Annotated in this window: 15 protein-coding genes; 6 read left to right on the top strand and 9 right to left on the bottom strand. The window is 67.5% G+C overall.

The features are described 5' to 3' along the window. From ACMUOO_RS13890 to ACMUOO_RS13865, 6 genes are all read right to left on the bottom strand, one after another. A partial coding sequence (locus tag ACMUOO_RS13890) for an SDR family oxidoreductase (protein ID WP_413855575.1) occupies window positions 1-314 on the bottom strand: 314 nt, incomplete at its 3' end. 1 nt (window position 315) lies between these two features. Beyond that, window positions 316-552, bottom strand: a complete 237-nt coding sequence (locus ACMUOO_RS13885; protein WP_301919359.1) for an Lrp/AsnC family transcriptional regulator — start codon at window positions 550-552, stop codon at window positions 316-318. A gap of 96 nt (window positions 553-648) precedes the next feature. After that, window positions 649-2,178, bottom strand: a complete 1,530-nt coding sequence (locus ACMUOO_RS13880) for an AAA family ATPase (protein WP_413855573.1) — start codon at window positions 2,176-2,178, stop codon at window positions 649-651. Between the two features lie 104 nt (window positions 2,179-2,282). Then, on the bottom strand, window positions 2,283-2,486 hold the full coding sequence (locus ACMUOO_RS13875; RefSeq protein ID WP_413855571.1) for a hypothetical protein: 204 nt from the start codon (window positions 2,484-2,486) through the stop codon (window positions 2,283-2,285). Window positions 2,487-2,678: 192 nt separating this feature from the next. Further along, entirely contained in the window at window positions 2,679-3,971 is a 1,293-nt protein-coding gene (ccrA, locus tag ACMUOO_RS13870; protein WP_301919362.1) for a crotonyl-CoA carboxylase/reductase, read from the bottom strand. A gap of 163 nt (window positions 3,972-4,134) precedes the next feature. Next, window positions 4,135-5,547 carry a 1-acyl-sn-glycerol-3-phosphate acyltransferase gene (locus ACMUOO_RS13865; RefSeq protein WP_413855569.1) on the bottom strand — a complete coding sequence of 471 codons (1,413 nt, stop codon included), beginning with the start codon at window positions 5,545-5,547 and terminating at the stop codon, window positions 4,135-4,137. Window positions 5,548-5,638: 91 nt separating this feature from the next. Between ACMUOO_RS13865 and ACMUOO_RS13860 the strand changes: the two genes are divergently transcribed. Then, a complete protein-coding gene (locus tag ACMUOO_RS13860; protein WP_301919364.1) occupies window positions 5,639-7,621 on the top strand; it encodes a protein meaA in 1,983 nt (660 codons plus the stop codon). Between the two features lie 6 nt (window positions 7,622-7,627). Here the strand turns inward: ACMUOO_RS13860 and ACMUOO_RS13855 are convergent, their stop codons facing one another. Further along, the gene (locus tag ACMUOO_RS13855) at window positions 7,628-8,458 is read right to left on the bottom strand and encodes a hypothetical protein (RefSeq protein ID WP_301919365.1); all 831 of its coding nucleotides are present in this window, start codon (window positions 8,456-8,458) and stop codon (window positions 7,628-7,630) included. A gap of 126 nt (window positions 8,459-8,584) precedes the next feature. On the opposite strand from ACMUOO_RS13855, the gene deoD reads away from it, so the two are divergent. The 3 genes from deoD (at window position 8,585) to glyA (ending at window position 11,217) form a co-directional block, all read left to right on the top strand. After that, the gene (deoD, locus tag ACMUOO_RS13850) at window positions 8,585-9,289 is read left to right on the top strand and encodes a purine-nucleoside phosphorylase (RefSeq protein ID WP_301919366.1); all 705 of its coding nucleotides are present in this window, start codon (window positions 8,585-8,587) and stop codon (window positions 9,287-9,289) included. Between the two features lie 4 nt (window positions 9,290-9,293). Then, a complete protein-coding gene (locus ACMUOO_RS13845; RefSeq protein WP_301919367.1) occupies window positions 9,294-9,836 on the top strand; it encodes a hypothetical protein in 543 nt (180 codons plus the stop codon). Between the two features lie 61 nt (window positions 9,837-9,897). After that, complete coding sequence (gene glyA, locus ACMUOO_RS13840; RefSeq protein ID WP_301919368.1) at window positions 9,898-11,217, top strand: serine hydroxymethyltransferase; 1,320 nt, start codon at window positions 9,898-9,900, stop codon at window positions 11,215-11,217. A 49-nt stretch (window positions 11,218-11,266) separates the two neighbouring features. On the opposite strand, the gene ACMUOO_RS13835 is transcribed toward glyA, so the two are convergent. Both ACMUOO_RS13835 and ACMUOO_RS13830 read right to left on the bottom strand, forming a co-directional pair. After that, entirely contained in the window at window positions 11,267-12,133 is an 867-nt protein-coding gene (locus ACMUOO_RS13835) for an urea carboxylase-associated family protein (RefSeq protein WP_413855566.1), read from the bottom strand. Window positions 12,134-12,191: 58 nt separating this feature from the next. Next, entirely contained in the window at window positions 12,192-12,380 is a 189-nt protein-coding gene (locus ACMUOO_RS13830) for a hypothetical protein (RefSeq protein WP_301919370.1), read from the bottom strand. Between the two features lie 22 nt (window positions 12,381-12,402). Between ACMUOO_RS13830 and ACMUOO_RS13825 the strand changes: the two genes are divergently transcribed. Continuing rightward, window positions 12,403-12,732: a hypothetical protein gene (locus ACMUOO_RS13825; protein WP_413855564.1), complete on the top strand. Its 330-nt coding sequence runs from the start codon at window positions 12,403-12,405 to the stop codon at window positions 12,730-12,732. Between the two features lie 256 nt (window positions 12,733-12,988). Further along, window positions 12,989-13,720, top strand: a 732-nt coding sequence (locus tag ACMUOO_RS13820) for a peptide ABC transporter substrate-binding protein (RefSeq protein WP_413855577.1), incomplete at its 3' end; no start/stop codon positions are given.

The following is a 13,720-nucleotide window of genomic DNA, read 5'->3' as shown; positions in this document are numbered from 1 at the left end:
GCAACCGTGTCGAACCAGTCGGCCAGCGGAATCTCGTCGATGAGACCCGCGGGGCGCGAAATGCCGGCGTTGTTGAAGAGAGCGTCGATCCGGCCGAAGCGGCGCATGACCGCGTCGAAGGCGGCCTCCACCCCGGCGGGATCGGTGACGTCGCAGACGATTGGCAGGGCTTCGAGCCGACCCGCAGCCACCTCGGCCAAGGGTTCCTGCCGGCGGGCGAGGAGTGCGACGTTCCAGCCCTCGGCGAGGAATCGCTCGGCCGCGGCCCGGCCGATCCCGGCGCTCGCGCCGGTGACGACGAGCGTCCGGGCCATCTCAGAAGGCCCGGAAGGTCATCGTCGTCAGCGTCCGGGCGATGCCGGGAATGTCGAAGAGCTTGTCGGTCAGCCAGTGGCCCACGTCGGCCTCGTCGGGGATGTAGACCTTGGCGATGAGGTCGTACTCGCCGGAGGTCGAGTAGAGCTCGGACACGATCTCGCGGTCGTATATCTCGTTCGCGACCTCGTAGGTCTTGCCGGGCTGGCAGCGGAACTGGACGAAAACACAGCGCATGGGGGCCTCCTTTCAGCCGAGACTAGCGGGGCGCTCGCGGGACGGAAAGCGGCGGATGCCTCCGGCAGACGTATTTGCACCACGATCACGGTGCAGTCAGTCTTCCTCGCCGGCCACGAGCGCAAGGGGGGCGGCGGATTTCGGCAGGTCGTCGGTGGTGAGGGGAAGGGCGGGCCGCGCGAGACGGTTGCGCACGACCCAGTGCAGCCGCGTCTCGGCCCGGGTGATGGCGACATAGGCGAGGCGCTTCCAGAGGGGGATCCCCGCCTCCATCCGCCCCGTCCGGGCTGCGACGAAAAGGTCGGGCGCGAAGACCTGCACCTCGTCCCATTGCGAGCCCTGCGCCTTGTGGATGGTCACCGCCGCACCATGCAGGAAGGCCGCGCCCATCGTGGCGGCGGCCGGGATGAAAGGCTCCTCCTCGTCCGGAAGCTCGATCTTGATGATGGAGGCGGCGGAAACCTGCGGGTCCTCGGCACCGATGACATGGAGCCGCGCAAAGCCGGGGTTCTTGCCCGGGCCGAGGTAGATCACCTGCGCGCCCTTGATGAGACCCCGCGCCTCGAGGTCGATGCGTTTCTTGCGATGCTTCAGCGGCAGCTCGATCCCGTCGCAGATCAAGGGCTCGCCGGGCAGGAGTTCGTCGGGCGGCGCGCCGTAGGCAGCGCGGAACGCCTGGATCAGCCGGATGCGCGTCTGGTTGCGCCAGACAAGCGCGGGGGATCGCGCCATGAGCCCCGCATCCACCCTTTCCGCCCAGCGCACCCGGTCGTCGCGCCGCGCGGCATCGGCCACCATCGCCTCGAACGTCTGGAAGCTGAGTTCCGGGTCGGCGAGCGCATGGGCGAGATCGAGGATGGGATTGTCCTCTTCCTGCCGGTGGATACGGTGAAGCGTGAGCTTGCGCGCCTCCGGCAGGCGGTCGAAGACCATCTCGCCCGACTGACCCACGGGGGCGAGCTGAGCCGGGTCGCCGAAGAGGATCAGCGTGGGAAATATCTCCTTCAGGTCGGCGAGCTGACGTTCGTCGAGCATCGAGGCCTCGTCAACGAAGCCGATGTCCAGCGGGTCCTCGCGCCGCTTCCAGCCGAGGATGAAGTCCGAACCCCTGAGCCCGGCAGCGGCGAGCGCACCGGGAATCGACTTGACCTGGTCGTAGAAGGCCTTCGCCCGGTCGAGCGCGAGGTCCGTCAACCCCTCGATCGCGGGCCGATCGCCGGTGCCGGCAAGCCAATCGGCGATCTTCTCGTATTCGGGATCGTAGACCGGCGTGTAGAGGATGCGGTGGATCGTCGTCGCCGGGACGCCCCGGTTCCGCAGCACGCTCGCCGCCTTGTTGGTCGGCGCGAGGATCGCGAGCGTGCGGCGGTCCTTGCGGCGGCGGCCCTCGTAGTCCCCGGAGATCGTGTCCACCCCGGCTCCCGCCAGCGCCTTCGCCAGCGCGGCGAGGAGCATGGTCTTGCCCGAGCCGGCCTTGCCGACGACCGCCATCACCTGCCCGCGCGCCGGCGCGTCGGGGCGCAGCGTGCCTTCCAGGAGGTCGATCCCGGCACCCGCGAAGGCATCGGCGACACGGTCCCAGGCTTCGGCCTGATCGTGGGAAAATCGGAGCGCGGGGGCGGACATGGCCGCGACCCTACAGGGGCCGCGCGCCCCTTTCCAGCGGCATCAGGCCGGACGACTCAACCCCGGCCCGGCGCGCCCCGGGCGACTGCCTGCGTGGGGCGTTCTCAGCCGCCGCCGGTCTGGACGTCGCCGGGATTTCCACCGCGATCCGGGATGAGGACCGCATCGGGGCGAGCGCGCAATTGCCCGATCTCCGTTTCGGCGACGCGGAGGGTGCCCTCGAGCTGCGCCGCCAGCGCCTCCAGCCCGTTGGTCTGGGAAAATGCCCTGAGATCGGTCAGCACATCCAGTATCCAGTCGTATCGCATGGTTCCCTCGCCCGGCAGGAGGAATGCGCCCCACACCTCAACCAGTGGGAGCAATTCTTCCGAGCACCGCCCCGCAATTGCAACCCCCCGGTTGTGACGGGATGGCCCGGCGCCTCGCGTCGAGGATCCCTGAACCCAAGGGGAAGGCCCGCGTCCCTGGCGGGATCGCCGGCCTTCGCGGCCGGGGCAAAGTCAGCGCGGCCGGCCGGCCTCGAGCGCGTCCTCGAAGGTCCTGAGCCCGGTGCGCGGCGCCTGCACCAGCACCGCCATGTTGCCCGGTTTGTGCTCGTTCCGGCGCATCTTCATGTGGGCGGCCGGAATCTCGGCCCAGGGGAAGACTTCGGACATGCAGGGATCGAGCCGGCGTTCCAGCATCAGCTTGTTGGCCGCCGCCGCCTGCTTGAGGTTGGCGAAGTGGCTGCCCTGCACCCGCTTCTGGTGCATCCACAGGTAGCGCACGTCGAAGGTCAGGTTGTAGCCCGTGGTGCCGGCGCAGATGACCACCATGCCGCCCCGCTTGACCACAAAGACCGAGACCGGGAAGGTCGCCTCGCCGGGGTGCTCGAACACCATGTCGACGTTGTTGCCCTTGCCGGTGATCTCCCATATGGCCGCACCGAACTTGCGTGCCTCCTTGAACCACGCCGCGTATTCGGGCGTGTTGACCTTGGGCATCTGGCCCCAGCAGTTGAAGTTCTTGCGGTTGATCACGCCCTTGGCGCCCAGGCCCATGACGAAATCGCGCTTGTCCTCTTCCGATATCACGCCGATGGCGTTGGCGCCCGCCGCGTTGATGAGCTGGATCGCGTAGGAGCCGAGCCCCCCGCTCGCGCCCCAGACCAGCACGTTGTCGCCCGGTTTCAGGATATGCGGCCGGTGACCGAAGAGCATCCGGTAGGCGGTGGCGAGCGTCAGCGTGTAGCAGGCCGACTCTTCCCAGGTCAGGTGCTTCGGGCGCGGCATGAGCTGCTGGGCCTGGACCCGGGTGAACTGGGCGAAGGAGCCGTCGGGCGTCTCGTAGCCCCAGATGCGCTGGGAGGGCGAGAACATCGGATCGCCGCCGTTGCATTCCTCGTCGTCGCCGTCGTCCTGGTTGCAGTGGATCACGACCTCGTCGCCGACCTTCCAGCGCTTCACCTTGTCGCCGACCTTCCAGACGATGCCAGAGGCATCCGAACCGGCGATGTGGTAGGGTTGCTTGTGGCCGTCGAAGGGGCTGATCGGCACGCCGAGCGCGGCCCAGACGCCGTTGTAGTTGACGCCCGCGGCCATAACGAGCACCAGCACCTCCTGGCTGTCGATCTGCCAGGTATCGACCACCTCGACCTGCATCGCGGTGTCGGGCTCGCCGTGGCGTTCGCGGCGGATCGACCAAGCATACATCTTCTTCGGCACGTAGCCGAGGGGCGGCATCTCGCCAACCTCGTAGAGGTCCTTTTCCGGTGCGTCGTAAGGCGCAATCTCGGTCTTCACGTCCAGGGCCATCCGCGTCTCCTGCAGTCTTTGCCGCAACGCAGAATCGTCGCGGCCTCCATCGGAGGAATATGTTCCGTCGCGCAACATTGCAATAGAGCATAAGGTCTGTTTTGTAATTTTATGTCTCACAAAACTTTCGCCTGCACGAAAACTGGCTTGGCGCCTTCAAGTTCTATGCCGCAGCCGCAGCAAGGTGCTGCGCCACCGGGGCCGCGTAGAACTCGACGAGGGCGGCATCGCGAGCCGGAACAGTGAGCCGCGACCCGTCGCGGCGGACGACCTTTCGGAGCGTGAGAATCGCCAGTGCCGCCTCCACGGCGCGGGCAGGGTCGCCTCCCGGCAGTTCCAGGCGTACCCCGCGCGCGGCCAGAGCCGCGACAAGCCGGGCCGCCTCGGCGTTGAGCGCGGCAATGTCCATTTCCTTCTGCGCGCCGAGCGCCGCGCAGATGAGCGGTACCGGCAGGACCGGCACGTTCGCCGCAATCCGCCGCATCAGTTCATCGGCGAGTGCCGCGGTGACGTCGTCCTGTGGCTGCCTCAGGAAGTCCGACAGCGACAGGGGCTGGCCGAAGCTGACAGAGGCGTTGCCGAATTTCTGGAAACGGCCGGTGAAGACCCTGCGCAACTGGCGCCCGAGGAAGAGGAGGATTGCCCAGGGAGAGGCACGGAATCTCCGCTCGCCCGTGGCGGCGGCCGCGGTCAGCACGCGGTCCTCGATCACCCGGTCGTAGGCAAGCGACACCGGCACGAAGACGACATCGCGCCCGCCGGGCCGGTGGCCTGCGACGATGTAGGAAAGGATGCCGAGCTTTGGGCGGCCCACCCGGCCGTCAAGCGACAGGCCACCCTCGGGGAAGACCGCCTGCGCGACGCCCTCCTCCGTCGCCATCTGGACATAGCGGGCAAGGACGCGCCGGTAGAGCGGGCTGGCCGATTTTCGGCGGATGAAATAGGCGCCCGAGGTGCGGATGAGCCACGACAGCGGCCAGACCCGCGCCCATTCGCCCACCGCGTAGGAAAGCGCCGAGCGGTCGGCGGCAAGCCAGGTGACGAGCACGTAGTCCATGTTGGAGCGGTGATTCATCACGAACACGACGGTGGCGTCGGCCCCGATGTCGCCGATTGCCGGGAAGGGCGCGACCTGCACGCGGTAGACGAGCCGCGCGAGCCACTTGGCCGCGCGGGCGGCGACGCCGAAATAGACGGTAGCGGAAAAGGCGGGCACGATCTCGCGCGCATAACGCCGTGCGCGTTCAAGCTGCACCGTCTCGGGCACCCCGGTCGCCGCCGCCTCGGCCGCGATGGCTTCCGCCACCTTCGGGTCGTGGGCAAGCCGCACGATCATGTCGGGCCGGGCCATCAGCTTGAAGGGCCGGATCGGGTGAGTAAGCCGGCGGTTGAGCCGCTCGACCAACCGTTCCATCCGGCGTCTGAGGAACCAGCGGACCGAGGGGAACAGGAAGTGGGAGGCGAAGGTGACCCCCGCGAAGGCGAGGATCAGAAGGAAGAGCCAGAGGGGCAGCGTGACGGGCCGGAACATGCGCCGGAGCGTGGCAGGGACGCCGGGCCGGGTAAATCCCGTCATGCCGCAACGCAGCGAATTGACACGGTCAGGATATGTCGCCTATCTCTGCCTCCACGAAATAAAGTTTCAAGCGTGATTCCGGAGCCCCGCGATGACCGAGCGCAATAAGGACAGTCAAGCCAAGCACCGGCCCTGGCTCTTCCGCACCTATGCCGGCCATTCGACGGCGGAAAAGTCGAACGCGCTTTATCGCGCAAACCTCGCCCGGGGGCAGACCGGCCTTTCCGTCGCCTTCGACCTGCCGACCCAGACCGGCTATGACAGCGACCACGAGCTTGCGCGCGGCGAGGTCGGCAAGGTCGGCGTGCCCGTGTGCCATCTGGGCGACATGCGGATGCTGTTCAGGGATATCCCGCTCGAACAGATGAACACCTCGATGACGATCAACGCGACCGCGCCCTGGCTACTGGCGCTCTATATCGCGGTGGCCGGGGAGCAGGGCGCCGACATCGCCGCCCTGCAGGGCACGGTCCAGAACGACATCATCAAGGAATACCTGTCGCGCGGCACCTATATCTGCCCGCCGAAGCCCTCGCTTCGCATGATCACCGACGTCGCGGCCTATACGGCGGAACACCTGCCGAAATGGAACCCGATGAACGTCTGCTCCTACCATCTGCAAGAGGCGGGCGCGACGCCGGAGCAGGAGCTGGCCTTCGCGCTCGCCACCGCTATCGCGGTGCTGGACGATCTCAAGGGCAAGGTCGCGCCCGAAGCCTTCCCGGCGATGGCCGGCCGCATCTCGTTCTTCGTGAACGCCGGCATCCGCTTCGTCACCGAGCTTTGCAAGATGCGCGCCTTCACCGAGCTCTGGGACGAGATCGCCCGCGACCGCTACGGCATCGAGGACGAGAAATTCCGCCGCTTCCGCTATGGCGTTCAGGTCAACTCCCTCGGCCTCACCGAACAGCAGCCGGAGAACAACGTCTACCGCATCCTTCTGGAAATGCTGGCGGTGACGCTGTCGAAAAACGCCCGCGCCCGCGCCGTGCAGCTTCCCGCCTGGAACGAGGCGCTCGGCCTGCCCCGGCCCTGGGACCAGCAATGGTCGCTCCGGATGCAGCAGATCCTCGCCTACGAGACCGACCTTCTCGAATACGGCGACCTCTTCGACGGCAATCCCGCCATCGCCGCCAAGGTCGAGGCGCTGAAAGCGGGCGCGCGCGAGGAACTGAGGACGCTCGACGGCATGGGCGGCGCCATCGCCGCCATCGAGTACATGAAGGCGCGGCTGGTAGAGAGCAATGCCGAGCGGCTGAACCGGATCGAGACGAAGGAAACCGTGGTCGTCGGGGTGAACCGCTGGACGGAGGCGGAACCATCGCCGCTGACCGCGGGCGACGGCGCGATCCTGACCGTCGACCCTTCGGTCGAGGCCGATCAGGTCGCGCGACTGGCGGAATGGCGCGCCGCGCGCGATCAGGGCGCGGTGGACGCAGCGCTGACCGAGCTGCGCTCGGCAGCGACTGCGGGGCGGAACGTCATGCCCGCGTCCATCGCCTGCGCGAAGGCCGGCGTCACCACCGGCGAATGGGCGGGTGTCATGCGGCAGGTCCACGGCGAGTATCGCGGGCCTACCGGGGTGGCGAAAAGTCCCTCGAACCGCACCGAAGGGCTCGACGACATCCGCAATGCCGTCGATGCCGTGTCCACGCGCCTTGGCCGGCGGCTGACGTTCCTGATGGGCAAGCCCGGGCTCGACGGCCATTCGAACGGCGCCGAACAGATCGCCGCCCGCGCCCGCGACTGCGGCATGGACATCACCTACGAGGGCATCCGCCTGACGCCGGCCGAGATCGTCGAGGCGGCGGCGGACACCCAGGCGCATGTGGTGGGGCTTTCGATCCTCTCGGGCAGCCACCTGCCGCTCATCGCCGAGGTGATGGAGCGGATGCGCGCCGCAGGCCTTTCCGACGTGCCGGTCGTCGTCGGCGGGATCATCCCGGACGAGGATGCCACGAAACTGCGCGAGTTGGGCGTGGTGCGGGTCTACACGCCCAAGGATTTCGAGCTGAACCGGATCATGTTCGACATCGTGGCCGTGGCGGAGCCGAAGGCCGAAGCGGCGGAGTGAGGGGAATCAGCGGATTCCCCCTATCAGGGTCCCGGCGTCCCGGTCAGCGCTGATCAGAAAGAATATACGTCCGCCGTCGCCGATCTTGGCCTGTTCGCTCGGCCCAAGAACAAGAGCGCGACCGCCAATCGGCGAGAAGTCGACCCTTCCCGGCAGCGAGGACCGGTTGCGCAATACGGCAAGTGGCGTTGCGCCTTCGCAGATCATCGCCCCATCCTGAAAGGTCACTGCCGGCATCGACGGCTTTCCGGCGATGTCCAGACACGAATTCGCAGCTATCAACGCGCCGCCCGCGGCCTGCGCCGCCCCGGCCGACGGCACTGCCTGCGGCAGGGCGGCGGCGGAGGCGCCGGTCTGCCCTTGCGGACCCGCAGGGCCGGGCAGGCCCTGCGGTCCCTGTGGACCCTGCACTCCCGCCGGTCCGCGCAAGATGTCTGCGTGGTCACGCGCCAGCAAGGCGGCAAGAGTGTCGAGATCGACAGCCGCCGGCCCCGTGCCGGCGCGACGCAAGTCGGACAGCTCCTTTTCGATCGCGTCAAGGCGCGCTTTTTCCTCGTCTCCCACGGCGGGAGCGTCTGCGCGCCGTTCGAGCGCTTTCAGCCTGTTGTCGATTTCTCCGAGTTGTTCAATGAACCGGTTGCCGTTTATTTCGGCTCTTACGATGCGTTCGATGTAATCCGTATCGGTCGCGCGCTTCGCTTCCGCCGTCGCGTCCCTCGTCGCCTCGGTAGACATCTGTGCCCCAACGAGGGCCACCACGCCGCCGAAGATTGCCGTTGCGACACCTCCGACGGCCTTGAGTACAATAGGACGCATCCCGCCCGGTTCCGTCGCCATTGCCTGACCCCGTTCGATTCCCGCGATTTCAATGCTGGCCCACGGCCTTGACTACGACAAGAGTGAATGCCTTGCCTCGGAATGAGGACTTCGCGCAAATGTCCGAAACAGGAAGAAGGAAATCACATGTCCTTCCATATCGGTGCCAAACCCGGCGAGATCGCCGAAACCGTCCTCATGCCCGGCGATCCCTACCGCGCCAGATGGGCGGCGGAGACGTTTCTCAAGCACGCCACCTGCGTCAATCAGGTGCGCGGGATGCTCGGCTTCACCGGCACATGGAAGAGCCACCCCGTCACCATCCACGGCTCAGGGATGGGGATGCCCTCGCTCTCGATCTATGCCAACGAACTCATCCGCGACTACGGCGCCAAGACCCTGATCCGCATCGGCTCGGCCGGGGCGATGCAGGAGGCGGTGAAGGTGCGCGACGTGGTGATTGCCATGACCTCCTCCACCCTGGCCACGCCCTCGCGCGGCTTCTTCCGCGAGATGAACTTCGCCCCCTGCGCCGACTACGGGCTTCTCGAAAGGGCCGTCGCCGCCGCGCGGACCCGGGGCATACGATTCCATGTCGGCGGCATCCATTCCTCCGACGTCTTCTACGACGAGCGGCCCGACCTGATGGAGGCGCTGAAGCGGCACGGTGTCCTCGCGGTGGAGATGGAGGCGGCCGAACTCTACGCCGTCGCCGCCCGCCACGGCGTGCGCGCGCTGGCCGTGCTGACGATTTCCGACCACCTTCTCACGCACGAGGCGCTGCCTGCGGAGGACCGCGAGCGGAGTTTCGGCGACATGGTCGAGATCGCGCTCGAAGCGGCGCTCGGCTGACACCATGGCGACTGCCCCCCTCCCCTCGGGGCCGATCGAGATTCGCGTGGCACGGATCGAACAGCTCTTCGAGTCGCTCGACCCCTCGCCCTTCCACGAGCGCGACCTCGATCGCGAGGCGGCTGACTACATCGCCGGCTGGGCCGGCGACCTGCCGGAAGCGGCAGCGCTCAGGATCGTGATCCATCTGCCGGCGGATGAGGTGCAGAGGCCCGAGGCGGGGCAGATCGCGGGGGCCGTCAGCCACCATTTCGGCTATCTTGCCCTCACGACGGAACGTGCACTGCGCGAGCTGTTCCGGGTGGGCCGGCACTACCTGGCCATCGGAGTCGTGATCCTCGGTCTCTGTCTCGTCGGGAGCCAGCTTGTCCGGACGCATTTCGGCGAAGGGCCGGTCGCCAGTGTGATGCGCGAAAGCCTGATCATTCTCGGCTGGGTGTCGAACTGGAAGCCGCTCGAGACCTTCCTCTACGACTGGTGGCCGGTCCGGCGCCGGCTGAGGCTCCTGCGCCGGCTGGCCGCGGCACCGGTCGACGTCGGCGTCTGACCCTCCGCCATTGCATGCAGCGACGCGTTCTGCTTCCCTCGCCGTCAGGAAGGAGACGCCCATGCCACACCTTGCCCGCCGCCCCTGGGTGCCCGCCGCCTGCGAGGGTCTGATCGCTCGCCACGCCGCCGGCGCCGCCGCGCCCCAGGCCGAGGTTGCGGCCCGGATAGAGGCCCTGATCACACGCAACGCCGCGATCCATGACCACGACTGCTTCAACCTCAATCCGGCGACGAACGTGATGAACCCCAAGGCGGAGGCGGCGCTGGCGCGCGGGATGGGGTCGCGCCCTTCGCTCGGCTATCCCGGCGACAAGTACGAGATGGGGCTCGAGGCCATCGAGGAAATCGAGGTCATTGCCGCCGAGCTCGCCGCGGAAATCTTTGGTGCCGCCTATGCCGAAGTGCGGGTCTTTTCCGGCGCGATGGCCAACCTCTATGCCTTCATGGCACTGGCACGGCCGGGCGACACGATCATCGCCCCGCCGGCGACGGTCGGCGGCCACGTGACCCATCACGAGGCCGGCTGTGCCGGGCTCTACGGGCTCGTCACCCACCCTGCGCCGGTCGATGCGGATGGCTACACCGTGGACCTCGACGGGTTGCGCGCGCTTGCATTGAAGGTCCGGCCGAAGATCATCACGCTCGGCGGATCGCTCAATCTCTGGCCGCATCCCGTGCGCGCGGCGCGCGCCATCGCCGATGAGGTGGGGGCGGCGCTGATGTTCGACGCCGCGCACCAGTGCGGCATCATCGCCGGCGGCGCCTGGGCAAATCCCCTGGCCGAAGGCGCGCATCTGATGACGATGTCCACCTACAAGAGCCTGGGCGGCCCCGCAGGCGGGCTGATCGTGACGAACGACGCCGCCATCGCCGAACGGCTCGACCACATCGCCTTTCCCGGCATGACGGCGAATTTCGACGCGGGCCGGGTGGCGGCGCTGGCGCTGACCCTGCTCGACTGGCGGGAGTTCGGGCGCGACTACGCCGCGAGGATGATCTCGGTCGCGCAGGCGCTGGCCGCAGCGCTCGCGGCCGAGGGACTGCCGGTTTACGGTGCGGACCGCGGCTTCACCGCCTCGCATCAGTTCGCCGTCGAGGCAGCCGCCTTTGGCGGCGGTCAGACGGCATCGAAGACCTTGCGGAAGGCAGGCTTCCTCGCCTGCGGCATCGGGCTGCCATTGCCCGAGGTTCCGGGCGATCTGAACGGCCTGCGTCTCGGCACGCCGGAGATCGTCCGGCGCGGTGTGACGGAGGCCGATGCGCCGGCGCTTGCGCGGCTGATCGCGGCCGCGCTGAGGTCGAACGACCCGGCCGCGCTGGCGGGCGAGGTGGCCGCCCTGCGCCAGCGGTTTACCGGGCTTCACTACGTGCGATCCTGACACCGCGGGGCGCCGATCCCGTCCCCGAGGCATTCGCGCCGCAAGGCGATCAGAGGCCGTGGCTGCGGTCGTAACCGCTCGGCGCGGGTGGCTGCCAGCCGGCCAGGGCTGCCGGATCGGGCGCGAGGATCTCGACGCGGAGCGGGAAGCAGGCGGCCGCGTCCGAGGAATGCTCGGCCGAACAATCCCCGCCGGGACAGGCCGAGAGCGCACCGAGAAGGTCGATCTCGGCGAAGAACTCCAGGAAATCGCCCGGGCGCACCGGCGAGGCCTTCATGAAATACTGGCCGGTCTCGCGGCTGAATCCGGTGCACATGAAGACGTTGAGGACGTCGTGGACGTGACCTTCGGCCTCGCGCGGGTGAAGGCCGGTTTGGGACGCCAGTGCACGGGTAAGGTTCGAATGGCAGCAGTGATGGTACTGGCCGCCATGGCTGAGAAGGTTGTGGGTGTAGGGATCGCAGCGCGTGCCGATCACGTCGTGCACGGCGCCGCCAAAGCCGTCGAACCCGTACCAGTCGAGTGTGTCATGGGTGATCGTCGCCATCGGCCGAAGGTGCGGGAAGCAGGACCAGAGCCGGTCGCCGGTGGACAGATGCGTGCCATGGAGCGCGCGGGTCTTGCCGGAGTAGAAGCGTTCGGAAAGGTCGGCCGCGTTCCAGAGGTTGAGATCGCCGACCTGCGGCCCCTCGATCGAACCGACGCGGAAGAAATGGCCCGCCGGCACACGGAAGCAGGCGGCTTCGCGCGGCGGCGCCGTGACTTCGGCCACGGGGCGGAGGGTCGCACGGGCGGCGCGGTAAAGCGCCATCGGCGCTTGCGGCAGGGTCTCGGTCGGGTAGCAGATCACCGGCGGCACGGCGCGGCGCAGATCGGCGTCGGCGGGCCGCGGAGTTTCGGGAAGGTCGGGCTTCATCGGGGCACCTCGTGTCGCCGGCATCCTTGGCGACGGGGGGCCGGCCGGTCAACCGCCATCAGCGTGCGCGCAGGCAATGGCGCGGGCGGCCGTCGGTTTCAGCGCCGCAGGCGGCGCAACGGTAGTGCTCGGGCCCGCCCGACCGGTCGAGCCGCCAGCGGCAGGCGCGGGTGACCGTGGAGCCGCGGCGGGCGAGCCAGAGGTAGACGACGACCGAGGCCAGAAGGATGAGGAGCAGGAGCGGCATGGCGCCTCTCTAGCAGGTCGGCATGCACCGGCAAGCCGGCAAGGTCGTCGCCCTCGTCTGTCACGGGGCTTGCGTGCGTCTCAAGACGCGCCCTTCCTCAGGCCACCTGGTGGGGAATGGCAGGGCCTCGACCGAACTCGCCAACAGCGAGGAAGCCTTTGCCGACTGGCTCGTCGGCCGGATGATCCAGCCGTTCCGGATCGAGGAGGGGGCCTGGAGGCTGCCGGACACCAACTTCGTCTTGTCCGGCATTTTCACATCGTTCGCGGTGCGTGACGGAAACCTCATTGCAGGGCATCAGCGATGCTTCGGAACCGCCGCTCGTCCCGTGGTCCTGACGCTCGGTCGCTGACGCGGTGCCTGAGTCGGGGCGGGAGTGTGCCAGCTCGACCGAAAGCGGTGGCGACGTCGGGCATAACGGCCAGGCTTGGGCGACAATTCCTCTCACCGATCGATCACTCTGCCAGGTTGGGTTGTCAATCTTACGCCACGTACCCGTTTCGTCCCGGCGCATTTCGCTTGCCAGCCGGGACGCGGACACTAGGCTCTGTCCATCTTGCGCGGCACATCTCAAGGACGCCGCTCAACCAGCAGGAGGATTTCCCATGATGAACAAGCTTCTTCTGACGACCGTGCTCAGCGTCGGTCTCTGCCTTCCGGCGATTGCCGCCCAGGTGCAACCGGGCGAGACGCTGGCCGAGAACCAGGAGTACACCTACTGGCTTCTCGACGCGATCAAGTCGATGGATCCGCAGATCAACACCGATGTCGAAGGCTCCGGCATCCTGCGCGCGCTCTTCGAAGGGCTCTACAACGAGGACCAGAACGGCGGACTCGTCCCCGGCGTGGCTACCGATCACGAGCTTTCCGACGACAAGACCGTCTACACCTTCCATCTGCGCGACAATGCCAAGTGGTCGAACGGCGACCCGGTCACCGCGCAGGACTTCGTCTATGCCTGGAAGCGGCTGGCCGATCCGAAGACGGCATCGGAATATGCCTGGTACATGGAATTGATGCAGGTGAAGAACGCCTCCAAGATCATTGCCGGCGAGGCGCCGGTGGATGACCTCGGCGTGAAGGCGGTGGACGACCACACCTTCGAGGTGACGATCGAGGCGCCCCTGCCCTATTTCCCGAAAATGCTGACCCATGCCTCCACCTTCCCGGTGAACCAGAAGGCGATCGAACAGTTCGGCGACAAGTGGACCGAGCCCGGCAACCTCGTCGGCAACGGCGCCTATCTCTTGAAGGAGCACATCCTCGGCGAAAAGGTCGTGATGGAGCCGAACCCGGCGTACTGGGACAACGAGCACACGATCCTGACCAAGGTCACGGCG

The sequence above is a fragment of the Albidovulum sp. genome, assembly GCF_041919395.1.
Classification (GTDB): domain Bacteria; phylum Pseudomonadota; class Alphaproteobacteria; order Rhodobacterales; family Rhodobacteraceae; genus Albidovulum.
This window is presented reverse-complemented; position numbering and strand designations above follow the sequence as displayed.